Below are 26,429 nucleotides of genomic sequence, written 5' to 3'. Positions count from 1 at the left end.
GCCCCAGCCCGCGCCGGGCGGCCCGGGCCGGCCGCCGGGCACCCCGGACCCGTACGGCGGTCAGCCGCAGGCGCCGCGGCCCGCCGTGGGCGCCACCGGCACGGGCGGCAAGCGGCGGCTGACGATGTTCCTCGCGGGGGTCGTCGGCGTCCTCGTCGTCGTCGCGGCCGTCTTCTTCCTCACCCGGCCGGACGGCGGCGGCAAGGACGCGAACGCCGCCAAGTCGCCCTCCCCGAGCGCCAGCAGCGACCCCACCCCGCCCCCCGGGGTCAAGTGCAGCGGCTCCTCCTGCACCGGCAAGGACGCCGAGTCCATGGGGTGCAGCGGCGACCTGGTGACCACCGCCAAGACGGCCGCCCTCGGCACCGCCACCCTGGAGGTCCGCTACAGCAAGACCTGCGGCGCGGCCTGGGGACGGATCACCGGCGGCACCCAGGGCGACCAGGTCCGGGTCTCCGCGGGCAAGGTGCGGCAGAGCGGTGACATCACCGAGGTCGGCGACACCATCGCCTACACGCCCATGGTCGCCGTGAAGGACGCGGCCGAGGCCAAGGCCTGCGCGACCCTCGCCTCCGGGCGCACCGGCTGTACGAAGTAGCCGGTGTGGTCGGCTCAGTCGGCTCAGTCGGCCGGACGGCTCAGTCGGCCGGAGGCGCGGACGGCGCCGCACGGCGCCGCACGGCCGGAAAGCGGCGAACGGCGGCCCGCGGTCACTGTTCCGGGTGGAATTCGTGAGGCGGACGCATGGCCCGCCGGATCCTGGGAACGCGAACCGTACCCCCACGGGAGTCCGGCAATCCGGTACCCCCCGGCGGCCGTCCTCGTCCCTCCTCTCCCGGACGGGCGGCCGCCTTTTGCCGACCGGGCATCCGGCTTGTGGGCTGGGCCACAGGGCCCCGGACGTCTCGCATGCCGGATGCGCGATAGCCTGACCGCTGGATCTCTCTTGACGCCAAGAGATCGATCATCCGCACGGGGCAGCGAAGCCCCACCGCCAGCTGTCATACGGAGAACGCCATGACCCGCACTCCCGTGAACGTCACCGTCACCGGCGCGGCCGGCCAGATCGGTTACGCCCTGCTCTTCCGCATCGCCTCCGGCCAGCTGCTCGGCGCGGACGTGCCGGTCAAGCTGCGCCTCCTGGAGATCACCCCGGCGCTCAAGGCCGCCGAGGGCACCGCCATGGAGCTGGACGACTGCGCGTTCCCGCTGCTCCAGGGCATCGACATCACGGACGACCCCAACGTGGCCTTCGACGGCGCCAACGTGGCCCTCCTCGTCGGCGCCCGCCCCCGCACCAAGGGCATGGAGCGCGGCGACCTGCTGGAGGCCAACGGCGGCATCTTCAAGCCGCAGGGCAAGGCCATCAACGACCACGCCGCCGACGACATCAAGGTCCTCGTGGTCGGCAACCCGGCCAACACCAACGCGCTGATCGCGCAGGCCGCCGCGCCGGACGTCCCGGCCGAGCGCTTCACCGCGATGACCCGTCTGGACCACAACCGCGCGCTGACCCAGCTCGCGAAGAAGACCGGCTCGACGGTCGCGGACATCAAGCGCCTGACCATCTGGGGCAACCACTCCGCCACCCAGTACCCGGACATCTTCCACGCCACGGTCGCCGGCAAGAACGCCGCCGAGGTCGTGAACGACGAGAAGTGGCTGGCCGAGGACTTCATCCCGACCGTAGCCAAGCGCGGTGCCGCGATCATCGAGGCCCGTGGCGCCTCCTCCGCGGCCTCCGCCGCCAACGCCGCCATCGACCACGTGCACACCTGGGTCAACGGCACCGCCGAGGGCGACTGGACCTCCATGGGCATCCCGTCGGACGGCTCCTACGGCGTCCCGGAGGGCCTGATCTCCTCCTTCCCGGTCACCACCAAGGACGGCAAGTACGAGATCGTCCAGGGCCTGGACATCAACGAGTTCTCCCGCGCCCGTATCGACGCCTCCGTCCAGGAGCTCGCCGAGGAGCGCGAGGCGGTCCGCTCCCTGGGCCTCATCTGAGCCCGACTCGGGCGGTTTCGCCACGCGTGTGCGCGGGCCCTGTTCCGGTTTCGTCCGGAGCGGGGCCCGCGCCCCTTTTCGCCGCTACTGTCGACAGCAGTACAGGGCGGGCGTTTCGGGGGGTTCGTGATGAGCGGATGGAACGGATGGACCGGCGGGGAGGGGCACGACCCGGGTCCCGAGGGTGAGCCGGGTGCCGACAGAGGCCGGCCGGCCTGGCCGTCCGGGCCGGTCACCCCGCCCGCGTGGGCGTCCGAGGAGACCCGCACCGCGCCCCTGACCCCGGCACCCGCCGACACCCCGGCACCGCCGCCCTGGGCCACCGCCCCCACCCAGGCAGGCGCCTCGCCCACGCCGGTACCGGACGCGTCGCCGTCGTACCCGCGGGCGTACCCGCCGTCGCACCCGTCGTACGGGCCCGGGCCCGCCCCCGCCTCCCGTTCCGCGCGCGGCGGCCGGCTGGTCGCCCTGGTCCTGGCGATGGTGCTGGTCGGAGCCGGGGCCGGCTTCGGGGTCTGGTACCTCGGCCGGGACCGCGGCGGCACCGGTACCCCGGCGTCGTCCGCGCCGGCCACCGGCGTCTCCGCCTCCGCCTCCGACGCCTCGGACGACTCCGCCGGCTCCGGCTCGGCCCCGGATTCCGGTTCCGGCTCCAGCACGGCCTCCGGCGCGTCCTCCGACCCGGCGACCGCCGCCCCGGGCCGGACGGCACCGGCGGGCTACCGCCTCGTCCACGACCCGGTCGGCTACGCCGTCTCCGTCCCCGCGGGCTGGACCCGGCGCGAGAAGCAGGGGGAGAAGGCGGCCGTGGTGTTCTACGACTCCCCGTCCGACGGCCGCCAGTTGCAGATCTTCGAGCTGTCCGAGGCCACCGTCGCCGAGTCGCTGGACCTCGCCGAGAACGACCCCGGCTACGGCTACGCCCGCGAGCCCGGCTACCAGGCCCTCGACCGCGCCACCGGGGACACCTGGGCCGAGCTGTCGTACCGCTACGACGACCCCGACAAGGGCGCCCGCCGCGTCGTCGACCACCGCTTCCGGGCGGCCGACGGCACCCTGTACGCCCTCCGCGCCAGCGGACCGGAGCGGCTCTCCGACGCCCTGGTCCGGGCGCCGCTCACCACGGCCCTGGCCTCGTTCTGCCCGACGGATGCCGCCTGCTCGTAGTGGTTCAGGCGCGGGGGAGTGCCGCTTCCCGGCGCTCCGCCGGGCCGGCCGTGACCACGCGGTCGGTGGTGCGGCCGCCGTAGCCCGCGGTCACCAGTGCCGTGGCCGCCAGGACCACCAGGGCGACCGCGCGCAGGGCCGGGCCCATGCCGTGGGCGAGGTCGGGGTGGGCGGACAGGACCGTCCCGGTGACCGCGACGCCGAGGGCGGCGCCGGTCTCGCGGGCGGTGGTGCCCAGGCCGGAGCCGAGCCCCGCCTGGTGCGCGGGGAGCGAGGTGACGACCCCGAGGGTCAGGGCGGGCATCGACAGACCGGTGCCGGCCGAGACGACCAGCAGCCAGCCGGCGTAGGCCCCGTAGGAGGTGCCCGAGTCGACCGTGGAGACGCCGAGCAGACCGAGGCCGATGAGGGCGAGCCCGGTGCCGATCACCGCGCGCGGGTGGTCCGCCCAGCGCGCGGCCAGCCGCTGCGCGAGTGCCATGCCGACGGGCAGCGGCAGGATCGCTACCCCGGTGAGAGCCGCCCCGTAGCCCTTCACCTCCTGCAGGTACTGCGAGTTGACGAAGAACAGGGCGAACAGGCCGAAGAAGCCGGTGGCGGTGCCGAGGGAGGCGGCGCGCAGCCGGGAGGAGGCGAAGACGCGCGGGTCGAACAGCGGGGCGGCCGAGCGCAGGGCGTGCACGGTGAACGCGGTGAGCAGCAGGACGCCCGCGGCGAAGGCCCCGAGGATGCGGGCGGAGGCCCAGCCGTGGTCGGGACCCTCGATGATGCCGAACAGGACCGCGACCAGCCCGGCGGTGAGCAGCAGGGTGCCGGCCGGGTCCGGGTGGGCGAGGCGGGAGCGCTCGGTGCGCGGGGTCGTGACCGCGACCGCGGCGGCGAGCAGCGCGGCGAGCGGGACCATGACCGCGAACAGGGCCCGCCAGGACAGGAACTGCCCGGCCAGGCCGCCGCCCAGGTTGCCGGCGGCGCCGCCCAGGCCGAGCGCCAGGGTCCAGGCGGCCATCGAGCGGGCCCGGTGCCCGGGCGCGGACAGCCGCATGAGGATTGACAGGGTGGCCGGGGTGATCAGGGCGGCTCCGGCGCCGGACAGGCCACGGCCCGCGATCAGCACGGCCGGGCCGATGGCCAGCGCGCTGGTGGCGGCGCCCGCCGCGAACAGGCCGAGCCCGGTGAGCAGCGCGCCCTTGTGGCCGAACCGGTCGCCGAGCGCGCCCGCCGGGACGAGGAGCCCGGCGAAGACGATGACGTACGCGTCGACCGTCCACATGATCTCGCTGTGCGAGGGGTGCAGCGAGGACGCGGCGAGCTGCGGGATCAGCAGGTTGATGGCGGCGACCATGCTCTGGGCGACCAGGACGCAGGCGCACAGCGCGAGCAGGGTGGGGCGTTTCAGGGCGTGCACGGGCACGGCTCCTCCCGGGAGCTGAGCGGTTGGTGTGGGATGCCCCGTCACCGTAGGCTCGCCCCTGACCTGCTTTCCAGTGCAACCTTTGCAAAGGACGGTTGCGCATGACGCAATCCACCGGCTCACCCGCCGGCGTCGACCTCAACCTGCTGCTCGCCCTTGACGTGCTCCTGGAGGAGCAGAGCGTCCAGGGCGCCGCGCGCCGCCTGCACCTGTCGGAGCCGGCCATGAGCCGCACCCTGGGCCGCATCCGCAAGGCGCTCGGCGACCCGGTGCTGGTGCGCGCCGGCCGGCGGATGGTGCCTACCCCGCACGCGCTCGCCGTGCGCGCCGAGGTCGGCGCGGTGGTGGAGCGGGCCCGGGCCCTGTTCACGCCGGGCCGGGACACCGACCTGCGCACCGTCAGCCGCACCTTCACGATCCTCGGCCACGACACGATCGCCGCCACCCACGGCGCCGCCCTGTTCGCGCGGGCCGCCCGCGAGGCGCCCGGCGTCCGCCTGCGCTTCCTGTCCGAGAGCCACGTGGACGGCCCGTTCCTGCGCCAGGGCACCGCCGATCTGGAGGTCGGCGTGATCGACACGGTCGATCCCGAGGTACATGTGGAGACCGTGCACGAGGAGCGCATGCTGGGCGTCGTACGGTCCGGGCACCCGCTGCTCACGGGCGGGCTGACGGCCGAGCGGTTCGCGGTGGAGGCCGGCCACCTCATCGTCTCGCGGCGCGGCCGGCAGCACGGGCCGGTCGACGACGCGCTGGCCGCTCTCGGTCTGCGGCGGCGGGTGGTGGGCACGGTCGGCACCTATCCGGCGTCACTCTTCGTGCTGCGCGACACCGACCTGATCGGGCTGATCGGCCACTGGGGCCGCCCGCTGGCCACCACCCTGGGCCTGGTCGCCTTCGAGGTGCCGCTCGAACTCCCCCCGCTCAAGGTCGGGTTCGCCTGGCATCCGCGCCACGACGCCGATCCCGCGCACGCCTGGCTGCGCGGCTGCGTACGCGAGGTGCTGCGGAGCGAGCCGCCCGGCCGGTGACCCACCGTGCCCGCCCGGTCGGCACCGGGTCGGCTATGTCCGGTTTCTCCCCGCCGTTCAGTGACCCCGCTTACTTTCCCCCATCGATCGCGCATACGGACGACGGGGCCTGGGCAGGCGGTGGCGGTCCCCGAGCGTGACACGACTGTGACAGAGGGGCACGGAACAGGAACGGAAGGCAATACCGATCATGGCGGACAGAACGGAACGACAGGCCCGGGCGACGATCCACGCGGGCGGCGAATGGCTGGAGGCGATCTCCGGCGCCACGCGCGACATCCTCGACCCCGCGGACGCCCGGCCGTTCGCCGTGGTCGCCGAGGGCGACGAGAAGGACGCGGAGCGGGCGGTGGCCGCCGCGCGCCAGGCGTTCGACCACGGCCCCTGGCCCGGCACCCCCGTCGCCGAGCGCGCCGCCCTGCTGCGCCGGGTCGCCGGCCTGCTCGTGCGCGACCGCGAGCGGCTCGGCCTGCTGGAGAGCCGCGACGCGGGCAAGACCGCCGAGGAGGGCCGCGTCGACATCGACTGCGTCGCCGACGCCTTCCGCTACTTCGCCGACCTCGTCGCGGCCGAGGCCCCCGGCCGGGTCGTCGACGCGGGCACACCCGACGTCCACAGCGTCGTCGTGCACGAACCGGTCGGCGTCTGCGCGCTGATCACCCCCTGGAACTACCCGCTGCTCCAGGCCAGCTGGAAGATCGCCCCGGCGCTCGCGGCGGGCAACACCTTCGTGATCAAGCCCAGCGAGATCACCCCCATGACGACGATCGCGCTGCTCGAACTGCTCGCCGAGGCCGGCCTGCCGGCCGGTGTGGCCAACCTCGTCACCGGACCCGGCCACACCGTCGGCGCCCGGCTCGCCGAGCACCCCGGCGTCGACCTGGTCTCCTTCACCGGCGGCCTGGCCAGCGGCACCAAGGTCGCCCAGGCGGCCGCCCCCACCGTGAAGAAGGTCGCCCTCGAACTCGGCGGCAAGAACCCGAACGTCGTCTTCGCCGACGCCTGCGCCACCGAGGAGGGCTTCGACACCGCCGTCGACCAGGCCCTCAACGCCGCCTTCATCCACAGCGGCCAGGTCTGCTCGGCCGGTGGCCGGCTCATCGTGGAGGAGTCCGTCCGGGACCGCTTCGTCGCCGAACTCGCCCGCCGTGCCCAGCGGATCAGGCTCGGCCGGGGCACCGAGGACGGTGTCGAGTGCGGCCCCCTCGTCTCCGAGCAGCAGCGGGCCAAGGTCGAGGCGTACGTCGCCTCCGCACTCGCCGAGGGCGCGGTGCTGCGCTGCGGCGGCCGGCGTCCCGAACCGGCCCCGGAACGCCCGGAGAGCGGCTGGTTCTACGAGCCGACCGTCCTCGACGCCTGCCACCGCGAGATGAAGGTCGTGCGTGAGGAGGTCTTCGGCCCGGTGCTCACCGTGGAGACCTTCCGCACCGAGGAGGAAGCCGTGTTCCTGGCCAACGACACCGAGTACGGCCTCGCCGGCGCCGTGTGGTCCGCCGACGCCGGCCGGGCCCGCAGGGTGGCGGGCCGGCTGCGCCACGGCACCGTCTGGATCAACGACTTCCACCCCTACCTGCCGCAGGCGGAGTGGGGCGGCTTCGGCCGCAGCGGCACGGGCCGCGAACTGGGCCCCGCCGGGCTCGCCGAGTACCGCGAGACCAAGCACGTCTACCAGAACCTCGCACCGAAGCCGGTGCGCTGGTTCGCCGGCTGACCCGCCCGTCCCGGTCGGCGTCGCGAGCCCGCGGCGCACGAGTCCGGGAGCAGGGCCCCACACATCCCCGCTCCCGGACTCCGCCTGTCCTCCCACCCCCCAGGAGTAACCACCTCATGCCCGATCACACCCACGAGTTCGACTACGTCGTCATCGGCGGCGGAACCGCCGGTTCCGTCATCGCCTCGCGGCTGACCGAGGACCCCGGCGTCACCGTCGCCGTCATCGAGGGCGGCCCCAGCGACGTCGGCCGCGACGACGTGCTGACCCTGCGCCGCTGGATGGGCCTGCTCGGTGGCGACCTCGACTACGACTACCCGACCACCGAACAGCCGCGCGGCAACTCGCACATCCGGCACAGCCGCGCCCGGGTCCTCGGCGGCTGCTCCTCCCACAACACCCTGATCTCCTTCAAGCCGCTGCCGTCCGACTGGGACGAGTGGGAGGCGGCCGGCGCCAAGGGCTGGGGCGCCGTCCCCATGGAGGCCTACTTCGCCCGGCTCGAGAACAACATCGTCCCGGTCGACGAGAACGACCGGAACGCCATCGCCCGCGACTTCGTCGACGCCGCCCAGTCGGCGCTCGGCGTGCCCCGCGTCGAGGGCTTCAACACGAAGCCGTTCACCGAGGGCGTCGGCTTCTTCGACCTCGCCTACCACCCCGAGGACAACAAGCGCTCCTCGGCCTCGGTGGCGTACCTGCACCCGGTGATGGACGAGCGCCCCAACCTCACCCTGTTCCTGGAGACCTGGGCCCACCGCCTGGAGCTGAACGGCACCCGCGCCGAGGGCGTCCACGTGCGCACCAAGGCCGGCGAGGAACTGCTGGTCCGGGCCCGCAACGAGGTGCTGCTGTGCGCGGGCGCCGTCGACTCGCCCCGGCTGCTGCTGCACTCGGGCATCGGCCCCCGCGCCGACCTGGAGGCGCTCGGCATCCCCGTGGCGCACGACCTGCCGGGCGTCGGCGAGAACCTGCTCGACCACCCCGAGTCGGTCATCGTCTGGGAGACCCACGGGCCGATCCCGGAGAACTCGGCGATGGACTCCGACGCGGGCCTGTTCGTGCGCCGCGACCCCGAACACCCGGGTCCGGACCTGATGTTCCACTTCTACCAGATCCCGTTCACCGACAACCCGGAGCGACTGGGCTACGAGCGGCCGGAGTTCGGCGTCTCGATGACCCCGAACATCCCAAAGCCCCGCAGCCGCGGCCGCCTGTACCTGACCAGTGCCGACCCGTCGGTCAAGCCCGCCCTGGACTTCCGGTACTTCACCGACGACGAGGACTACGACGCCCGCACCCTCGTCGACGGCATCCGCATCGCCCGCGAGATCGCGAACAGCGAGCCGCTGGCCGGCTGGCTCAAGCGCGAGGTCTGCCCCGGCCCGGACGTCGTGGACGACGCCGAGCTGAGCGAGTACGCCCGCAAGGTCGCGCACACCGTCTACCACCCGGCCGGCACCTGCAGGATGGGCGCCGCCGACGACGAACTCGCCGTGGTCGATCCCGAACTGAGGATCCGCGGCCTCGACGGAATTCGCATCGCCGACGCGTCCGTCTTCCCGACCATGACCGCCGTGAACCCGATGATCGGGGTGCTCATGGTCGGGGAGAAGGCCGTCGACCTGATCGGAGGTGACGTCCGATGACGCTCACGGTACCCACACGCAAGCCCCCTACCGGCGACGCTCCCGTCTTCTCCGTGGAGGGACTCTGGAAGGTCTTCGGGCCGAAGGCCGACCGCGTCCCCGCGGACCCGGACCTCAGCGCGCTCGACCCCGCCGAGCTGCGCTCCCGCACCGGCTGCACCGCCGCCGTCCGCGACGTCTCCTTCGACGTGCGCCGGGGCGAGGTGTTCGTGGTGATGGGCCTGTCCGGATCCGGCAAGTCCACCCTCGTGCGCTGCCTGACCCGGCTGATCGAGCCGACGGCGGGCACCATCGCCATCGACGGCGAGGACGTCCGCGCCATGGACCGGACCAGGCTGCGCGAGCTGCGCCGCCACCGCGCCGCGATGGTCTTCCAGCACTTCGGCCTGCTCCCGCACCGCACGGTCCTGGACAACGTCGCCTACGGCCTGGAGGTCCAGGGCGTCGGCAGGTCCGAACGGCGCGAGCGGGCCGCCGAGTTCGTCGAGAAGGTCGGCCTCGCGGGCATGGAGAAGCGCCGCCCCGCCCAGCTCTCCGGCGGCCAGCGCCAGCGCGTCGGCCTCGCCCGCGCGCTCGCGGTCGACCCCGAGGTCCTGCTCTTCGACGAGCCGTTCAGCGCCCTCGACCCGCTGATCCGGCGCGACATGCAGGACGAGGTGGCCCGCCTGCACCGCGAGGAGGGCCGCACCATGGTCTTCATCACCCACGACCTGTCCGAGGCCCTGAAGCTCGGCGACCGCATCGCCCTGATGCGCGACGGCCGCGTGGTCCAGCTCGGCACCCCGGAGGAGATCGTCGGGTCCCCGGCCGACGACTACGTCCGCGAATTCGTCCGCGACGTGCCGCGCGAGCAGGTCATGACGGCCCGTACGGCCATGCGCCCGGCCGCCCTGGAGGAGGCGGGCTCCGGCCCCGCCATCGGCCCGGACGCCACGGTCGCCGAGGCCATCGAGGCGGTGGCCCGCGCCGGCGCCCCGGCCCGCGTGATGGACGACGGCAGGTGCCTGGGCGTGGTGGACCAGGACCGCCTGCTCGGCGTCGTGGCCGGCGTCGGCACCTACGGCCCCGACGCCGGGACCACGGACGCCCGCACCGACGGCCAGGACGCCGACGCCGGCGCCGGTGACACCGGGGCCCCGGACCCGCTCCCGGGCCCACCGGCGCCCCGCACCAGCCCGGAGGTCGTCTGATGGCCACGATCGCCGCCCCGGCCTCCCGGCCCACCCTGCCCGGCCTGCTCGGAAACCGCGCCGCGGCCAAGCTGCTCGTGCTGGCCGTCGTGGCCGCCGTCGCCGTACCCCTGCTGCACAGCCGCTGGGGGAGCGGCGCCTGGCCGCACGCGCTCACCGTCGACCTGTCCAAGCCGCTCGCCGGCGCCAGCGACTGGGTCATCGACAACCGCGACAGCCACCCGCTGTTCCTCTACTTCTTCGGCTACATCAGCAACGCGGTCGTGCTCTCCGTGCGCGCCGTCTACCTGACCCTGCTCGCCGCCGGCTGGATGGGCGTCACCGCCTTCACCGCCCTGGTCGCCTGGCGGGTCGCCGGGGTCCGCCTCGCCGCCGGCACCGCCGTCGCCTTCCTGGCCTGCGGAGCGCTCGGCATGTGGGTGCCCACCATGCAGACGCTCGCGCTGATGGTCGTCGCCGTCCTCGTCTCCGTGGCCGTCGGCGCCGTGCTCGGCCTGGCCGCCGGTCTCTCGGACCGTCTGGACCGCGCCCTGCGCCCGGTGCTGGACACCATGCAGGTGCTGCCGGCGTTCGCGTACCTCCTCCCCGTCGTCCTGGTCTTCGGCATCGGCGTCCCCGCGGCCGTGCTCGCCACCGTCGTGTACGCCGCCCCGCCGATGGCCCGCCTGACGGCGCTCGGCCTGCGCGGAGCCGACCCCGAAGTCCTGGAGGCCGTGGAGTCGCTAGGCGCCACCGCCCGGCAGCGGCTGCTCACCGCACGCATCCCGCTGGCCCGCAAGGAACTCCTGCTCGGCCTCAACCAGACCATCATGATGGCGCTGTCCATGGCCGTCATCGCCTCCGTGATCGGCGCCGGCGGCCTCGGCGACCGCGTCTACCAGGCACTCGCCTCCGTCGACGTGGGCGCGGCCCTCGCGGCCGGCATCCCGATCGTGCTGCTCGCCGTCGTCCTGGACCGCGTCACCGCGGCGGCCGGCGACGGCACCACCCGTTCGCGCACCATCGGCCTGCCCTACGCGCTCGCCGTCACCGTGGCCGTCGCCGTGGGCGGCCGGCTGCTCGGCCGCCTGGACTGGCCGTCCTCCTGGACCCTGGCCATCGCCGAGCCGGTCAACCGTGCCGTCGACTGGATGACCGCCCACCTGTACTCCGGCGTCCCCGTCGTCGGCGGCACCGCGGACTGGGCCGGCCACTTCACCACCTGGGTCCTGGACCCGGTCAGGGCCGGCCTGCAGTGGCTGCCCTGGTGGGCGGTGCTGCTGCTGGTCGCCGCCGCGGCCTGGCTGATCGGCACCTGGCGCACCGCCCTGACCGCGGTGCTCGCCATGGCCGCGATCGGAGTCCTGGGCGTGTGGCAGCCCTCCCTCGACACGCTCTCGCAGGTCCTCGCGGCCGTCGCCGTCACCCTCGTCCTCGGCTTCGCGACCGGCATCGCCGCCGCCCGCAGCGACCGCGTCGAACGGGTCCTGCGCCCGGTGCTGGACGTCTTCCAGACCATGCCGCAGTTCGTGTACCTGATCCCGGTCGTCGCCCTGTTCGGCGTCGGCCGCGCCCCCGCCGTCGCCGCGGCCGTCGTCTACGCCCTCCCGGCCGTCGTGCGGATCACCACCCAGGGCCTGCGCCAGGTCGACGCCGCCGCCCTGGAGTCCGCGCGCTCGCTCGGCGCCACCGGCCGCCAGCAGCTCTGGCAGGTGCAACTGCCGCTCGCCCGGCGGTCGCTGCTGCTCGCCGTCAACCAGGGCGTGGTCCTGGTCCTCGCCGTCGTCATCATCGGCGGCCTGGTCGGCGGCGGCGCCCTCGGCTACGACGTGACCTTCGGCCTCGCCCAGGGCGACCTGGCGACCGGTCTGGTCGCCGGAGCCGCCATCGTCTGCCTCGGCCTGATGCTCGACCGGGTGACCCAGCCGACCGGACGCCGCCCGGGGAAGGGAGCCTGACATGCGATTCCGTACGACCCTCACGGTGACCGCAGGCGCGTCCGCGCTCGCGCTGCTCACCGGCTGCGGCGCCGCCGACATGACCAAGCAGGCCTCGCCGTTCGCGAACGCCCGGGGCGCGAAGTCCGTGACCCTGTCCGTGCAGTCGTGGGTGGGCGCCCAGTCCAACGTGGCCGTCGCCCAGTACCTGCTCGAACACAAGCTGGGCTACCGCGTCGACACCGTCCAGGTGGACGAGGTGCCCGCCTGGGACGCGCTCAGCCAGGGCCGGGTCGACGCGATCCTGGAGGACTGGGGCCACCCGGACCAGGAGAAGCGCTACGTCACCGACAAGCGGACCATCACGCGCGGCGGCGACCTCGGCGTCACCGGGCACATCGGCTGGTTCGTGCCGACGTACCTCGTCAAGCAGCACCCCGACATCACCGACTGGAAGAACCTCGACAAGTACGCCTCGCTGTTCCGCACCGCGGAGAGCGGCGGCAAGGGCCAGCTGATGGACGGCTCCCCGTCCTACGTCACCAACGACAAGGCGCTGGTGAAGAACCTGAAGCTGGACTACCAGGTCGTCTTCGCCGGCTCCGAGGCGGCGCAGATCACCCAGATGAAGCAGTTCGCCAAGGAGAAGAAGCCCTTCCTGACCTACTGGTACTCGCCCCAGTGGCTGTTCAAGAAGGTCCCCATGACGGAGGTGAAGCTGCCGCCGTACAAGGAGGGCTGCGACGCGGATGCGGCCAAGGTGGCCTGCGCCTACCCGCACACCCCGCTGCAGAAGTACCTCAACGCCGGGTTCGCGAAGTCCGGCGGCAGCGCGGCCGCGTTCCTGAAGAAGTTCCAGTGGACGACGGAGGACCAGAACGAGGTCTCCCTGATGATCGCCGACCGGAAGCTGTCGCCGCAGGAGGCTGCGCGCAAGTGGGTGGACAGCCACCCCTCCGTGTGGAAGCGGTGGCTGTCCTGAGCCGGGTCAGGACAGTTCCGCGGCGATCTCGCGCAGCGCGGCCGCCGACCGCCGCTGGAGTCCCGGCCCGAACGTGACGCGGGTGGCCCCCAGTTCGCCGAGCACGGCGGGCGAGGGGCCCTCGCCGTCCGCCCGGGCGAGCATGTTGAGCGGGCCGGCGATGCCGGACCGCAGCAGGGGCAGCACGTCGGCCGGGGCGAGGATCGGGTACACGCAGTCCGCGCCCGCCGCCACGTAGGCCGCGGCCCGCTCGATGGCCCGTTCGGGATCGCCGTCGCCGTGCACGAAGGTGTCGACGCGGGCGTTGACGAAGAGCCGGTCGGCGGCGGCCGCGCGCACCTCGGCGAGGTGGTCGGCGTGCCGGTGCACGTCCCGCAGGACGCCCCCTGGCCCGGAGTCGTCCAGGTTGCAGCCCACGGCGCCGGCTTCCAGCAGCCGCTCCACCAGTTCCTTCGGCGCGAGCCCGTAGCCGCCCTCGACGTCCGCCGACACCGGCACGTCCACGGCCCGGGCGATCCGGGCGACCGCGGCGAACATCTCGTCGGCCGGGGTCTCGCCGTCCTCGTACCCCAGGGAGGCGGCGACCCCGGCGCTGGGCGTGGCCAGCGCGGGGAACCCGGCCTCGGCGAACACCCGGGCGCTCGCCGCGTCCCAGGGGCCGGGCAGCACCAGCGGGTCGCCGTGCGGGCGCACCCGGTGCAGCGTGCGGAACAGGTCCGCCTTGTCCGTGGCCGGTGCGCTCATGGCCGGTACCCTCCCGGTGGGACGCGGTGGCTGACCATCAGGCGGTTCCAGCCGTTGACGAGGCGACCAGCCCGATGAGGTGGGCCGGTTCGCCCTGGTCGAAATGCTTGGCGGCGGTGCCGTACACGTCGTCGGGCACGAACCGGTCCGTCAGCACGGTGACCGCCTCGGTCAGCGCCGGCGCGGCTCGTTCCCGTTCGCTGTAGCCGACCTCGCGGTCCAGCGTCCGCGTCCGGCTCACTGGTGCCCCGGCTTGTAGTGGCCCGGCACCATCCGGGTGGCCACCCCGAACCGGTTCCACGCGTTGATCACCGCGATCGCGGCGATCAGCTGCGCCAGCTCGGCCTCCTCGAAGTGCTTGGCGGCCCGCTCGTACACCTCGTCCGGCACGAAGCCGTCGGTGAGCACGGTGACGGCCTCGGTCAGTTCGAGGGCGGCCAGCTCCTTCCCCGTGTAGAAGTGCCGCGACTCCTCCCACGCGCTGAGCTGGACGATCCGCTCCACGCTCTCGCCGGCCGCGAGCGCGTCCTTGGTGTGCATGTCGAGGCAGAAGGCGCAGTGGTTGAGCTGCGAGGCGCGGATCTTCACCAGCTCGTACAGCGTGGGGTCCAGGCCCCGCCTGGCGGCCGCGTCCAGGCGGATCATCGCCTTGTAGACCTCGGGCGCGTGCTCGGCCCAGGCGAGCCGGGGGGCGTGTTCGGTGGCGTACTCGACGGTTTCCTGTGCAGTGCTCATGGTTCGACCCTAGGAGCCGGGAAGCCCAGGAGTATGGTCCATTTCCATGGCGAATTCATGGGCCACTCTGGGAGTCGACCTCCACCTGGAACCGGCCGGTTCCAACGGGCTGCGCAAAGGTCTCACCGACGCGCTGCGGGACGCGGTGCGCACCGGGCGCCTCGCTCCCGGCACCCGGCTGCCGTCCTCCCGCGGTCTCGCCGCCGACCTGGGCCTGGCCCGCAACACCGTCGCCGAGGCCTACGCCGACCTGGTCGCCGAGGGGTGGCTCACCGCCCGCCAGGGCTCCGGGACCCGGGTCGCCACGGGGGTGCCCGTCACGCCCTCCGCCCCGCCGGGAAGGGCGGTCCCGGCGTCCTCGCAGGGTGCGCCGCGCCGGCCCCGCGAGCCGGGCCGGCCGGTCCACGACCTCGTCCCCGGCACCCCGGACCTGGCCGCCTTCCCGCGCGCCGAGTGGCTCAGGGCCGCCCGCCGCGCCCTGGCCACCGCGCCCTTCGACGCCCTCGGCTACGGGGATCCGCGCGGCCGGCCCGAACTGCGCACCGCCCTCGCCGGCTACCTCGCCCGGGCACGCGGCGTGCGCACCGACCCCGGGGCCGTCGTGATCACCGCGGGCTTCTCGCACGCGCTGCGCCTCCTCGGCACCGTGTTGCGGGCCCGCGGGGCGCGGACGGTGGCGGTGGAGTCGTACGGCCTCGACGCCCACTGGGGACTGCTGCGGGACGCGGATCTGGCTACCCGCGCACTGCCGTACGACGAACTGGGCACCGACACAAACGCGTTGGGCGACGAGGGTGCGGTCCTGGTCACGCCCGCCCACCAGTTCCCCATGGGCACCCCGCTGCACCCCGACCGGCGGGCCGCCGTCGTGGAGTGGGCGCGCCGGACCGGCGGGCCGGTCCTGGAGGACGACTACGACGGCGAGTTCCGCTACGACCGCCAGCCCGTCGGCGCCCTCCAGGGCCTCGCCCCCGACCGGGTCGTCTACCTCGGCACCGCCAGCAAGTCCCTCGCCCCCGGTCTGCGCCTCGGCTGGATGGTGCTGCCCCCGTCCCTGCTGGAGGAGGTGATCGCCGCCAAGGGCGCCATCGACACCTGCGGGGTGCTGGACCAGCTGACCCTGGCCGAGTTCATCACCTCCGGCGCATACGACCGCCATGTGCGCTCCGCCCGGCTGCGCTACCGGCGCCGCCGGGACGCCCTCGCCGCCGCCGTCGCGGACCGCGCGCCCGAGGTCCGGGTCACCGGCATCGCGGCCGGCCTGCACGCCGTCCTGCGCCTGCCACCCGGCACCGAGCAGTCGGTCGTCCAGGCCGCCACCTGGCAGGGCCTGGCCCTGCACGGCCTGACCTTCCACCGGCACCCCCAGGCCGTCACCGAGCCACTGGACGCCCTGGTGGTGGGCTACGGGACGCCACCGGACAGCGCGTGGACAGGGGCGCTGGAGGCCTTGTGCAGGGTCCTGCCGTGAGGGGCGGGACGCTCGCGGCAGGCGCTGCCGTGACGGCCCGGCGACGCCCGCGTCGGGGCCGGCGGCGAGGAGCGGTGATGCCCGTGCGTCGGGTCCGTCGCTCAGTGGGCCGGAGCGTTCTCGGGTTCGTCCTGGTCCACGGGTGGCGGTGCCTCGCCGAAGCGGGCCAGGGCCAGGGCGCCTGCCACTGCCACCGCGAAGCCCAGGACCGCCAGCCAGGCCAGGCCCTCGCGGGTGCGGTCGCCGAGCCAGACGACGCCCACCGCGGCCGGGCCGATCGTCTCGCCGATGACCATGCCGGCCGTGGCCGTCGTCACCGAGCCGCGCTGCAGGGCCGAGGTCAGCAGGATGAACGCGGCGGCACCGCCGGTCAGCAGGGCGTAGACCGCCGGGTCGGCGACCAGGTCGGCCGGCCGCAGCGAGTCGATCAGGCGGACCGACACCTCCACCACCCCGAACCCGAAGCCCGCCCCCAGCCCCAGCACCAGGGCCCGCAGCCGCCCCGAGAGCCGGCCGCCCAGCAGCGCGAGCACCAGCATGCCCACGGCCGTCGCGAGCATCGCCCACTGAAGCGCGGCCGACCCCTGCTCCCCGCCCTCCGGCCCGGACGCCAGCCCCAGCATCGCGAGACCGGCGCAGACCACGCCCACCGCGCTCCACTCCGTGCGGCTCAGCCGCACCCGCAGCAGCCGTGCCGCGACCACCGCCGTGACCGCGAGACTCGACGCGAGGGCCGCGCTGACCGCGTAGATCGGCAGGGACCGCAGGGCCGCGATCTGGAACAGGAACCCCAGCCCGTCCAGCGCCAGCCCGGCCAGGTACCGCCACTGCCGCAGCGCCCGCAGCAGCAGGGCCGCCTCGCCGCCCCCACCCGTCCCGGCGTCCCGCGCGGCGATCGCCTGCAGCACGGTCGCCGTGCCGAAACAGAGAGCCGCGGCCAGGGCGCACACCATTCCAAAGAGCACGAAGCGACTCTAGGGGAGGGCGCGGCCCCCACCCCCGCGCAGTCCCCGGCTCTCACCGGTCTCTAGGCTGACCGCCGCACACAGGCAGCGAACGGGGGAGACACCACCATGGCGCACACCGGACCGGAGATCCGCGGACAGCTCCGCTCGACCACGGTCGTCCTCGGCGGAATGGGCCTGCTCGCCGCCGCCCTGACCGCCTGCTCGTCCGAGCCGGACAAGCGCTGCGTCGACCGCGACAGCTACCAGCTGGCCAAGGGCTACAAGGTCGTCTCGGACCGGAACTGCAAGACCGCCAAGTCGTCCGTCCACGCCGGCTGGTACTACGGCGGCAAGAAGAAGGGCTCCTGGGTCGGCGGCGGCTCCTTCACCAAGCCCGGCAAGGGCTCGGGCGGCTCGGGCGGCTCCTCCGGCGGCGTCCACCGCGGCGGCTTCGGCGGCGGCCACGGCAGCTCCGGCGGCTGAGCAGGACCCGCCCCATGGAACGCCTTACCACCACGCCCCGCCCTGGCTGGCAGCAGACCGTCGAGGCCCAGGGACTCGTCTACCCCCTGACCCGTCATCCCGACGGCTCGCTGCGCCCCTACTGGGACGAGAGCGCCTACTACGTCTTCGGCCTGGAGGAGGTCGAGGCGCTGGAGGACACCGTCGCGGAACTGCACCGCATGTGCCTCGCGGCCGCCGCGCACATCGTGGCCGAAGGCCGCCTCGCCGACCTCGGCATCACCGACCCGCGCGTCGCCGAGGCCGTCACCGAGTCCTGGCGGCGCCGCGCCGAACTCCCCTCCGTCTACGGCCGCTTCGACCTCCGCTACGACGGCACCGGCCCGGCGAAGCTGCTGGAGTACAACGCCGACACGCCCACCTCCCTGGTCGAGGCCGCCTCACCGCAGTGGTTCTGGATGGAGGAGCGCTTCCCCGGCGCCGACCAGTGGAACTCCCTGCACGAACGGCTCGTCGACGCCTGGCGCGAGCAGGCCGCGCTGCTCCCGCCGGGCAGCCCGCTGCACTTCGCGCACTCCAGCGCCGACGAACTGGGCGAGGACCTGATGACGGTCGCCTACCTCAAGGAGACCGCCGAGCAGGCCGGGCTCGCCACCGACTGGATCTCCATGGAGGAGATCGGCTGGGACACCCTCTCCGGCCGCTTCGTGGACAACGGGCTCCGCTTCATCCGCGGCGTCTTCAAGCTCTACCCGTGGGAGTGGCTCACCACCGACCTCTTCGCCGGTCACGTCCTGGACACCCTGGACAACGGCGGCGGCACGGGCAGCACCCTGTGGATCGAACCCGCCTGGAAGATGCTGCTGAGCAACAAGGCCCTGCTGGCGATCCTCTGGGAGCTGTACCCCGGCCACCCGAACCTGCTCCCGGCCTACCTGGACGGGCCCCGCGAACTGGCCGCGTCGACCGGCTGGGTCGCCAAGCCCCTGCTGGGCCGCGAGGGCGCGGGCGTCACCGTGCACGAGCCGGGCACCGCGCCCGCCGCCCGCGAGGAGGCCTGCTGCTACCAGGGCCTCGCCCCGCTGCCCGCCTTCGACGGCAACCACGTCGTCCTCGGCGCCTGGGTCGTCCGGGACGAACCGGCCGGCCTCGGCATCCGCGAGTCCTCGGGGCTGATCACCGACGAGTACGCCCGCTTCGTGCCGCACGTGATCCTCTAGCGGGAGCACGACAGCCGGAGCTTTTCGCCTGATGCCCGTCAGCCCGCACCTTCGAGCACGGCAGCGAGCTGGTCGAGCCCCCAGTCCAGGTCCTGTTCGCCGATGACCAGCGGCGGGGAGATCCGGACGGTCGCCCCGTGGGTGTCCTTCACCAGCACACCCCGGTCCATCAGCCGCTCCGACACCTCCCGGCCCGTGCCGACCCGCGGGGCGACGTCCACGCCCGCCCACAGGCCGCGCCCGCGCACCGCCGTCACCCCGCCCGTGCCACGCAGCCCGGCCAGCCGCCGGTGCATCCGCTCGCCCAGCGCGGCCGCCCGCGCCTGGAACTCGCCGGAGCGCACCATCGCGATCACCTCCAGCGCCACCGCGCAGGCCAGCGGGTTCCCGCCGAACGTCGACCCGTGCTCGCCCGGCCGGAACACCCCCAGCACCTCGGCGCTCGACACCACCGCCGACACCGGCACGATCCCGCCGCCCAGCGCCTTGCCCAGCACGTACGCGTCCGGCACGACCCCCTCGTGCTCGCACGCGAAGGTCCGCCCGGTCCGCCCGAGCCCCGACTGCACCTCGTCGGCGATGAACAGCACGTTCCGCTCGCGGGTCAGCTCCCGCACCCCCGGCAGATAGCCGGCCGGCGGCACGATCACCCCGGACTCGCCCTGGATCGGCTCCAGCAGCACGGCCACGGTGTTCTCGGTGAGCGCCGACCTCATCGCCGTCAGGTCGCCGTACGGCACGATCTCGAAGCCCGGCGTGTACGGGCCGAAGTCCGCGCGTGCCTCCGGATCGGTGGAGAAGCTGATGACCGTCGTCGTACGCCCGTGGAAGTTGCCGCCCGCGACCACGATCTTCGCCATCTCGGCGGGCACCCCCTTCACCCGGTAGCCCCACTTCCGGGCGGTCTTCACGGCGCTCTCCACGGCCTCGGCACCGGTGTTCACCGGCAGCACCATCTCCATGCCGCACAGCTCGGCCAGCTCCGCGCAGAACGCGGCGTAGCGGTCGTGGTGGAAGGCGCGCGAGGTCAGCGTCACCCGCTCCAGCTGCCGCCGGGCCGCCTCGACCAGGCGCCGGTTGGTGTGCCCGAAGTTGAGCGCCGAGTAACCGGCCAGCAGGTCCAGGTACCGCCGCCCCTCCACGTCCGTCATCCAGGCCCCCTCCGCCGTGGCCACGACGACGGGCAGCGGACGGTAGGTGGGCGCGCTGTGCGCGTCGGCGGTGGCGATGAGGTCTTCGGCAGCGGTCACGGCCTCTCCCCGGCTAGGACGGTGGACCCCTTCCTATCGTCGCTCGCATGGTGGACGCGGGACCTCCCCGCTCCGGCGTGCCCGGTAGGCTGATCAGCGGGCCGTGACTGGCGCGCTGGGATGGGACGGACCATCGGGGAGCGGCCCGAGCGGGAAATCAGTGCCGTGCGCCTGGGCCGAACGTGAACGCCGAAACGCACGCCGTCCGGAGGTCCCCATGCCAGAGCAGCAGCCCCTCTCCACCGAGTCCACCGCCTTCCGCGCGGCCCTCGACGTCATCCGCGCGGTGGAGCCGGCGGTCGCCGACGCCATCGGCCAGGAGGTGGCCGACCAGCGCGAGATGCTCAAGCTGATCGCCTCCGAGAACTACGCCTCCCCGGCGACCCTGCTCACCATGGGCAACTGGTTCAGCGACAAGTACGCCGAGGGCACCATCGGCCGCCGCTTCTACGCCGGCTGCCGCAACGTCGACACGGTCGAGTCGCTGGCCGCCGAGCACGCCAAGGCGCTGTTCGGCGCCCGCCACGCCTACGTCCAGCCGCACTCCGGCATCGACGCCAACCTGGTCGCCTTCTGGGCCGTCCTCGCCGACCGCGTCGAGGTCCCGTTCCTGGAGAAGACCGGCGTCCGCCAGGTCAACGACCTGTCCGAGGCCGACTGGGCCGAGCTGCGCCGGGCCTTCGGCAACCAGCGGATGCTCGGCATGTCCCTGGACGCGGGCGGCCACCTCACCCACGGCTTCCGCCCGAACATCTCGGGCAAGATGTTCGACCAGCGCTCCTACGGCACGGACCCGGCCACCGGCCTCATCGACTACGAGGCGCTGCGAACCCAGGCCCGCGAGTTCAAGCCGCTGATCATCGTCGCCGGCTACTCCGCGTACCCGCGCCTGGTGAACTTCCGGATCATGCGCGAGATCGCCGACGAGGTCGGCGCGACCCTCATGGTCGACATGGCCCACTTCGCGGGCCTGGTCGCGGGCAAGGTCCTCACCGGCGACTACGACCCCATCCCGCACGCCCAGATCGTCACCACCACCACCCACAAGTCGCTGCGCGGCCCGCGCGGCGGCATGGTGCTGTGCGACGACTCCCTGAAGGACCAGGTCGACCGCGGCTGCCCGATGGTGCTCGGCGGCCCGCTCCCGCACGTGATGGCCGCCAAGGCGGTCGCCCTCGCCGAGGCCCGGCAGCCCGCCTTCCAGGACTACGCCCAGCGCATCGTCGACAACTCCCGCGCGCTCGCCGAGGGCCTCATGCGCCGGGGCGCCACTCTGGTCACCGGCGGCACGGACAACCACCTCAACCTGATCGACGTGGCGAGCTCCTACGGCCTCACCGGCCGCCAGGCCGAGGCCGCCCTGCTCGACTCGGGCATCGTGACCAACCGCAACGCGATCCCGGCCGACCCGAACGGCGCCTGGTACACCTCCGGCATCCGCGTCGGCACCCCCGCGCTCACCACCCGGGGCCTGGGCACCGCGGAGATGGACGAGGTGGCGGGCCTGATCGACCGCGTCCTGACCACCACCGAGGCGGGCACCACCAAGTCGGGAGCCCCGTCCAAGGCGGCCCACGTCCTGGACACGAAGGTGTCCGAGGAGATCGCCCAGCGGGCGACGGACCTGGTGGCCGGCTTCCCGCTGTACCCGGAGGTCGACCTGGGCTGAAACGCCCCGTGAGGGGCGCGGGGAACCGCGCGGGCGGCCACGGGCGGCCCGCGGCCCCCCGCGCCCGGAACTCCTCCCCCTCACGGGCCGATGCCGCCCTCCGCCGATGAGAGAATGGGCGACATGGCCTCTGCTGACCGACCCCGCGTGCTCTCCGGAATCCAGCCCACGGCAGGCTCGTTCCACCTCGGCAACTACCTGGGCGCCGTCCGCCAGTGGGTGGCCCTCCAGGAGTCCCACGACGCGTTCTACATGGTCGTCGACCTGCACGCGATCACGGTCCCGCAGGACCCGGCCCACCTGCGGGCCAACACCCGCCTGGCCGCCGCGCAGCTGCTGGCCGCCGGTCTCGACCCCGACCGCTGCACCCTCTTCGTCCAGAGCCATGTGCCCGAGCACGCCCAGCTCGCCTGGATCATGAACTGCCTCACCGGCTTCGGCGAGGCCAGCCGTATGACCCAGTTCAAGGACAAGTCCGCCAAGCAGGGCGCCGACCGTGCCTCCGTCGGCCTCTTCACGTACCCGATCCTCCAGGTCGCCGACATCCTGCTGTACCAGGCCAACGAGGTGCCGGTCGGCGAGGACCAGCGCCAGCACGTCGAGCTGACCCGCGACCTCGCGGTGCGCTTCAACGGTCGCTACGGCGACACCTTCACCATCCCGAAGCCGTACATCCTCAGGGAGACGGCGAAGATCTACGACCTTCAGGACCCGTCGATCAAGATGAGCAAGTCGGCGTCCACGCCGAAGGGCCTGATCAACCTGCTCGACGAGCCCAAGACCACCGCCAAGAAGGTCAAGAGCGCCGTCACCGACACCGACACCGTGATCCGCTACGACGTGGAGAACAAGCCGGGCGTGTCGAACCTGCTCACCATCTACTCCACGCTCACCGGCCGGTCGGTCGAGGAACTGGAGGCGGACTACGAGGGCAAGATGTACGGCGCGCTCAAGACGGACCTCGCCGACGTCATGGTCGACTTCGTCGCGCCGTTCCGGGAGCGCACCCAGCAGTACCTGGACGACCCCGAGACGCTCGACTCGGTACTGGCCAAGGGCGCGGAGAAGGCGCGTGCCGTGGCCGCGGAGACGCTCGCGCAGGCCTACGAGCGCGTCGGCTTCCTGCCGGCGAAGCACTGAGGGGCACGGACCGGCGCCGGGGCGCACGACCGTTCGCACGCCCGGCCGGGCGGAGCGCTGCACATCACTTCCGCTGCGCCTGCCGACAGGACACCCGTGGTCGTACAGTCGATATCCGACGGCCCGCACGACGACGGCCGGCAGACAACACACGACGACAGGAGACGACGTGGGGACCGTAACGATCGGCGTCTCGATCGCGGTCCCGGAGCCTCACGGCAGCCTGCTCCAGGAGCGGCGCGCGGGCTTCGGCGACGCCGCGGCTCACGGCATCCCCACGCACGTCACCCTGCTGCCGCCGACCGAGGTGGACGCGGCGGACCTGCCGGCGGTGGACGCCCACCTCACCGGGGTCGCCGCGGCCGGCCGCCCGTTCCCGATGCGGCTGTCCGGGACCGGGACCTTCCGGCCCCTGTCGCCGGTCGTCTACGTCCGCGTCGTCCAGGGCGCCGAGTCCTGCGCCTGGCTCCAGCAGCGGGTCCGGGACTCCTCCGGGCCCATGGCGCGCGAGCTGCTGTTCCCGTACCACCCGCACGTCACGGTCGCCCACGGCATCGACGAGGCGGCGATGGACCGCGCCTTCGCGGAGCTGGCCGGCTTCGAGGCCGAGTGGCCGTGCACCGGGTTCGCGCTCTACGAGCAGGGCGCCGACGCCGTGTGGCGCAAGCTGCGCGAGTACACCTTCGGCGGGGCCGTGGTGCCGCCGCAGGCGCTGCGCGGGGTGGGCCGCAGCTCCGTGAGCTGACCGCGGGGCGCGCCGGGCCGGTCCGGACGCCAGGCCCTAGAGCGGCAGGCGCCGGAACAGGGCCCGCGGCGCGTGCCGCAGCGCGGACATCACCACCCGGAGCGATCCCGGCACCCACACCACCTCCGAACGCCTGCGCAGGCCCAGCTCGATCGCCGTGGCCACCGCCTCCGGGGTCGTCGTGAGCGGCCCCCCGGCGCGCAGCGGTCCGGGGCGTACGACCATCACGCGCACGCCGGTGCCGTACAGGGCGTCGCCGAGGCCCTGGGCGAAGGTGTCCAGGCCCGCCTTGCTGGAGCCGTAGATGAAGTCGGCGCGGCGGGCCCGCTCCCCGGCGACCGAGGAGAGCACGACCAGCGAGCCGTGCCCCTGGGTCTGCAGGGCGCGGCCGGCGACCAGACCGGCCGAGACGGCGCCAATGTAGTTGGTCTGCGCGACGCGGACCGCGCGCAGGTGGTCGCGTTCGTCGTGGGCCTGGTCGCCGAGGACGCCGAAGGCGAGCAGCACCATGTCGATGCGTCCCTCGGCGAACACCTTGTCGAGGACGGGCTCGTGGGACTCGGGGTCGAGGGCGTCGAAGGCGACGGTGCGGACGTCGGCGCCCAGGGCGCGCAGCCGGCCGGCGGCCTCCTCCAGGGCGGGCGAGGGGCGGCCGGCCAGCCAGACGGTACGGGTGCGGCGGGCGATCAGACGGCGCGCGGTGGCCAGCGCGATATCCGATGTGCCGCCGAGGACGAGCAGGGACTGGGGCAGCTCGGTCGCATCCTTCATGACAGCCGACCGTATCGCCCTCATATGTCCGTCTTGCTGAAGAAACGCGGTGTTCACGCGCACACGCAGCGGGCAGAGTCCGATCATGGACTGGCTGAAGCGGCTTCCCGGCATCGGGCCGATCGTCACGCGGCTCACGCTCACGCACGCCTGGCGGTCGTTCGAGCGGCTGGACCGGGTGAAGTGGACGCGGCTGGCCGCCGCCATGACCTTCGTCAGCTTCGTGGCCCTGTTCCCGCTGCTGACCCTGGGCGGTGCGATCGCCGCGGCCACCCTCAGCGAGTCGCAGCAGAAGAACGTGCAGACGAAGATCACCCAGCAGATCCCCGGTCTCGCCGACCAGCTGGACATCAACTCCCTGGTGCAGAACGCCGGTACGGTCGGAGTCATCGCCGGTGCCGTGCTGCTGTTCACCGGTATCAACTGGGTCGGCCAGGTGCGCGACTGCCTGCGCGTGGTGTGGGACCTGCCCGACGACGAGCAGAACCCGTTCGTGGCCTGGCTCAAGGACGCGGGCATCCTGGTCGGTCTGGGCGGCGCCGTCGTCGCCACGCTCGCCATCTCCACCGTGGCCTCCGCCATGGTGGGCTGGGTGACCGACCAGCTCGGCATCGACCGGATGAGCTGGGGCAGCGTGCTGCTGCGCGTCGTGGCGTTCGCCGTCGCCGTGCTCGCCGACTTCCTGCTGCTGCTCTACGTCCTGACCCTGCTGCCCGGCGCCGAACCCCCGCGCCGCCGCCTCGTGGTGGCCGCGCTCACCGGCGCCGTCGGCTTCGAACTGCTGAAGCTGCTGCTCAGCGGCTACATCCAGGGAGTCGCCGCGAAGAGCATGTACGGCGCGTTCGGTGTCCCGGTGGCCCTGCTGCTGTGGATCAACTTCACCGCGAAACTGGTCCTGTTCTGCGCCGCATGGACGGCGACGCAGAGCAAGGAGGTGGAGGTGGAGGGCGTCACGGCCGGGCCCGGCGGCGCATCAGATCCGGCAGCGGCCAACGGCGGTTGACCAGGAACACCGCACCGCCGAGCAGCACCAGCAGCCCGCCCGCGACGGCCAGCGCGGTGCCGACGCCGCCGGAGCGGTTCCCGGCGGTGGCGCTCGCCACCGGCTTGGCGCCGGGCCCGCCGGTGCCCTGCGCCTGCCCGGCCGCGGCGGTCGCGGCCGGCCGGCCGGACGGCTCCGCGCTGGGCTCCGCGGCGCTCTTCGGCGGAACCAGGACACCCACCGGCCGGACCTTGTCCGCGGCCTGGAAACCCCAGTCGAACAGCTTCGCGGTCTCCTTGTAGACCTCGTTGTGCTCGCGCTTCCGCGGGTTCATCACCGTGACCAGCAGCACCTTGCCGTTCCGTTCGGCGACCCCGGTGAAGGTGGCGCCCGCGTGGGTGGTGTTGCCGTTCTTCACCCCGGCGATGCCCTGGTAGACGGGTACGTCGGTGTCGCCGCTCAGCAGCCGGTTGGTGTTGCGGATCTCGGCGGAGCCGAACGTCGCGCTCACCGTCGAGCAGTAGTCGCGGAAGTCCTTCTTCTGCAGCCCGGAGCGGGCGAACAGCGACAGGTCGTACGCCGAGGACACCTGCGCCGGCTCGTCGTAGCCGTCCGGGCTGACCACGTGCGTGTCCAGGGCCTGGAGCTCGTCGGCGTGGTCCTGCATGTCCCGGACGGTCCGCTGGACACCGCCGTTCATCGCCGACAGCACGTGCACGGCGTCGTTGCCCGAGCGCAGGAACACCCCGAGCCACAGGTCGTGGACGGTGTAGCTGTGGCCCTCCTTTATCCCGACCACGCTGGAGCCGGCGCCCATGCCCGCCAGGTCGGACGGCACCACCTTGTGCTCGGTCGTCTTCGGGAACCTCGGCAGCACGGTGTCCGCGAACAGCATCTTCAGGGTGCTCGCCGGGGGCAGCCGCCAGTGCGCGTTGTGCGCGGCCAGCACCTCGCCGGACTCGGCGTCGGAGACGATCCAGGAACGGGCGGTGAGGTCCTTGGGGAGCACCGGCGCACCGACGGCGAGGTCCACCTGCGTCCCGGGCTGTCCCAGCCGGGCGCCGCCGACCTGAGACATCTGCGCCGGGGGTGTGGCCGTCGGGCCGGTCGAGGGGGTCGGGGCGGCGAAGGCGGCCGGGGCGGTGACGGAGAGGGACAGCAGCGCGGCGGTGGTGACCGGCAGGGCTCGCCTGGCGGCCTTCTCGGTTGCGGGCACGGTCGGAAACGTA

The 26,429-nt window shown here is 73.4% G+C and carries 23 protein-coding genes, 1 pseudogene and 1 riboswitch; of the genes and pseudogenes, 16 read left to right on the top strand and 8 right to left on the bottom strand.

Annotated features, from left to right (window positions below; all coding sequences use genetic code 11):
- From PV343_RS18020 to PV343_RS18010, 3 genes are all read left to right on the top strand, one after another.
- Nucleotides 1-598 (top strand): DUF2690 domain-containing protein (locus PV343_RS18020; RefSeq protein WP_319147941.1); only part of this gene is annotated, 598 nt, incomplete at its 5' end.
- A gap of 419 nt (nt 599-1,017) precedes the next feature.
- Nucleotides 1,018-2,007, top strand: coding sequence for a malate dehydrogenase (locus PV343_RS18015; protein WP_020941770.1), 990 nt, complete (start codon nt 1,018-1,020; stop codon nt 2,005-2,007).
- 129 nt (nt 2,008-2,136) lie between these two features.
- Nucleotides 2,137-3,174, top strand: a complete 1,038-nt coding sequence (locus tag PV343_RS18010; RefSeq protein ID WP_319147940.1) for a hypothetical protein — start codon at nt 2,137-2,139, stop codon at nt 3,172-3,174.
- Between the two features lie 4 nt (nt 3,175-3,178).
- Here the strand turns inward: PV343_RS18010 and PV343_RS18005 are convergent, their stop codons facing one another.
- Complete coding sequence (locus PV343_RS18005; protein ID WP_319147939.1) at nt 3,179-4,585, bottom strand: MFS transporter; 1,407 nt, start codon at nt 4,583-4,585, stop codon at nt 3,179-3,181.
- Nucleotides 4,586-4,686: 101 nt separating this feature from the next.
- On the opposite strand from PV343_RS18005, the gene PV343_RS18000 reads away from it, so the two are divergent.
- The 6 genes from PV343_RS18000 (at nt 4,687) to PV343_RS17975 (ending at nt 13,064) form a co-directional block, all read left to right on the top strand.
- Entirely contained in the window at nt 4,687-5,616 is a 930-nt protein-coding gene (locus tag PV343_RS18000) for a LysR family transcriptional regulator (RefSeq protein WP_319147938.1), read from the top strand.
- A gap of 190 nt (nt 5,617-5,806) precedes the next feature.
- Nucleotides 5,807-7,327 (top strand): aldehyde dehydrogenase family protein, encoded by a 1,521-nt coding sequence (locus tag PV343_RS17995; protein WP_319147937.1) that lies wholly within the window; start codon nt 5,807-5,809, stop codon nt 7,325-7,327.
- 116 nt (nt 7,328-7,443) lie between these two features.
- On the top strand, nt 7,444-8,976 hold the full coding sequence (locus PV343_RS17990) for a GMC family oxidoreductase (protein ID WP_319147936.1): 1,533 nt from the start codon (nt 7,444-7,446) through the stop codon (nt 8,974-8,976).
- The gene (locus tag PV343_RS17985) at nt 8,973-10,166 is read left to right on the top strand and encodes a quaternary amine ABC transporter ATP-binding protein (RefSeq protein ID WP_319147935.1); all 1,194 of its coding nucleotides are present in this window, start codon (nt 8,973-8,975) and stop codon (nt 10,164-10,166) included. The genes PV343_RS17990 and PV343_RS17985 overlap by 4 nt, the downstream gene beginning before the upstream one ends.
- Nucleotides 10,166-12,103 carry an ABC transporter permease gene (locus tag PV343_RS17980; protein ID WP_319147934.1) on the top strand — a complete coding sequence of 646 codons (1,938 nt, stop codon included), beginning with the start codon at nt 10,166-10,168 and terminating at the stop codon, nt 12,101-12,103. Before PV343_RS17985 ends, PV343_RS17980 begins: the two co-directional genes overlap by 1 nt.
- A 1-nt stretch (nt 12,104) precedes the next feature.
- The gene (locus PV343_RS17975; protein ID WP_319147933.1) at nt 12,105-13,064 is read left to right on the top strand and encodes an ABC transporter substrate-binding protein; all 960 of its coding nucleotides are present in this window, start codon (nt 12,105-12,107) and stop codon (nt 13,062-13,064) included.
- A gap of 6 nt (nt 13,065-13,070) precedes the next feature.
- On the opposite strand, the gene PV343_RS17970 is transcribed toward PV343_RS17975, so the two are convergent.
- From PV343_RS17970 to PV343_RS17960, 3 genes and pseudogenes are all read right to left on the bottom strand, one after another.
- Nucleotides 13,071-13,808 (bottom strand): isocitrate lyase/phosphoenolpyruvate mutase family protein, encoded by a 738-nt coding sequence (locus PV343_RS17970; RefSeq protein WP_319147932.1) that lies wholly within the window; start codon nt 13,806-13,808, stop codon nt 13,071-13,073.
- Nucleotides 13,805-14,013 (bottom strand): annotated as a pseudogene (locus PV343_RS17965) (carboxymuconolactone decarboxylase family protein); the annotation flags it as partial. The gene PV343_RS17970 and the pseudogene PV343_RS17965, both read right to left, overlap by 4 nt.
- A gap of 32 nt (nt 14,014-14,045) precedes the next feature.
- Nucleotides 14,046-14,543 (bottom strand): carboxymuconolactone decarboxylase family protein, encoded by a 498-nt coding sequence (locus tag PV343_RS17960; RefSeq protein WP_319147931.1) that lies wholly within the window; start codon nt 14,541-14,543, stop codon nt 14,046-14,048.
- 46 nt (nt 14,544-14,589) lie between these two features.
- On the opposite strand from PV343_RS17960, the gene PV343_RS17955 reads away from it, so the two are divergent.
- The gene (locus PV343_RS17955) at nt 14,590-16,014 is read left to right on the top strand and encodes a PLP-dependent aminotransferase family protein (RefSeq protein WP_319147930.1); all 1,425 of its coding nucleotides are present in this window, start codon (nt 14,590-14,592) and stop codon (nt 16,012-16,014) included.
- Between the two features lie 101 nt (nt 16,015-16,115).
- Here the strand turns inward: PV343_RS17955 and PV343_RS17950 are convergent, their stop codons facing one another.
- Nucleotides 16,116-16,967: a DMT family transporter gene (locus PV343_RS17950; protein ID WP_319147950.1), complete on the bottom strand. Its 852-nt coding sequence runs from the start codon at nt 16,965-16,967 to the stop codon at nt 16,116-16,118.
- A 120-nt stretch (nt 16,968-17,087) separates the two neighbouring features.
- Between PV343_RS17950 and PV343_RS17945 the strand changes: the two genes are divergently transcribed.
- Nucleotides 17,088-17,444, top strand: coding sequence for a hypothetical protein (locus PV343_RS17945; RefSeq protein WP_319147929.1), 357 nt, complete (start codon nt 17,088-17,090; stop codon nt 17,442-17,444).
- A 14-nt stretch (nt 17,445-17,458) separates the two neighbouring features.
- Entirely contained in the window at nt 17,459-18,643 is a 1,185-nt protein-coding gene (locus PV343_RS17940; RefSeq protein WP_319147928.1) for a glutathionylspermidine synthase family protein, read from the top strand.
- Nucleotides 18,644-18,681: 38 nt separating this feature from the next.
- Here PV343_RS17940 and rocD read toward each other — a convergent pair whose 3' ends face one another.
- Complete coding sequence (rocD, locus tag PV343_RS17935; RefSeq protein WP_319147927.1) at nt 18,682-19,893, bottom strand: ornithine--oxo-acid transaminase; 1,212 nt, start codon at nt 19,891-19,893, stop codon at nt 18,682-18,684.
- A 93-nt stretch (nt 19,894-19,986) separates the two neighbouring features.
- A riboswitch (ZMP/ZTP riboswitch) is annotated at nt 19,987-20,077 on the top strand.
- Between the two features lie 33 nt (nt 20,078-20,110).
- Here rocD and PV343_RS17930 point away from each other — a divergent pair.
- The 3 genes from PV343_RS17930 to PV343_RS17920 all read left to right on the top strand — a co-directional run bounded on the left by PV343_RS17930 (nt 20,111) and on the right by PV343_RS17920 (nt 23,447).
- Nucleotides 20,111-21,562: a glycine hydroxymethyltransferase gene (locus tag PV343_RS17930; RefSeq protein ID WP_319147926.1), complete on the top strand. Its 1,452-nt coding sequence runs from the start codon at nt 20,111-20,113 to the stop codon at nt 21,560-21,562.
- Nucleotides 21,563-21,676: 114 nt separating this feature from the next.
- Nucleotides 21,677-22,702, top strand: a complete 1,026-nt coding sequence (trpS, locus tag PV343_RS17925) for a tryptophan--tRNA ligase (RefSeq protein ID WP_387952603.1) — start codon at nt 21,677-21,679, stop codon at nt 22,700-22,702.
- A 169-nt stretch (nt 22,703-22,871) separates the two neighbouring features.
- Nucleotides 22,872-23,447: a 2'-5' RNA ligase family protein gene (locus tag PV343_RS17920; protein ID WP_319147924.1), complete on the top strand. Its 576-nt coding sequence runs from the start codon at nt 22,872-22,874 to the stop codon at nt 23,445-23,447.
- Between the two features lie 36 nt (nt 23,448-23,483).
- On the opposite strand, the gene PV343_RS17915 is transcribed toward PV343_RS17920, so the two are convergent.
- A complete protein-coding gene (locus PV343_RS17915) occupies nt 23,484-24,218 on the bottom strand; it encodes an SDR family NAD(P)-dependent oxidoreductase (RefSeq protein WP_319147923.1) in 735 nt (244 codons plus the stop codon).
- An 85-nt stretch (nt 24,219-24,303) separates the two neighbouring features.
- Here PV343_RS17915 and PV343_RS17910 point away from each other — a divergent pair, with 85 nt between their 5' ends.
- Nucleotides 24,304-25,221 (top strand): YihY/virulence factor BrkB family protein, encoded by a 918-nt coding sequence (locus PV343_RS17910; protein WP_319147922.1) that lies wholly within the window; start codon nt 24,304-24,306, stop codon nt 25,219-25,221.
- Here PV343_RS17910 and PV343_RS17905 read toward each other — a convergent pair.
- On the bottom strand, nt 25,169-26,416 hold the full coding sequence (locus PV343_RS17905; RefSeq protein ID WP_415923498.1) for a D-alanyl-D-alanine carboxypeptidase family protein: 1,248 nt from the start codon (nt 26,414-26,416) through the stop codon (nt 25,169-25,171). The two genes, PV343_RS17910 and PV343_RS17905, sit on opposite strands and share 53 nt — an antisense overlap.
- Nucleotides 26,417-26,429 lie beyond the last annotated feature (13 nt).

The sequence above is a fragment of the Streptomyces sp. WI03-4A genome (genome assembly GCF_033792105.1).
GTDB lineage: Bacteria > Actinomycetota > Actinomycetes > Streptomycetales > Streptomycetaceae > Streptomyces > Streptomyces collinus_A.
The sequence above is the reverse complement of the archived record's forward strand: the minus strand, read 5'-3'. Positions and strand labels throughout refer to the sequence as shown.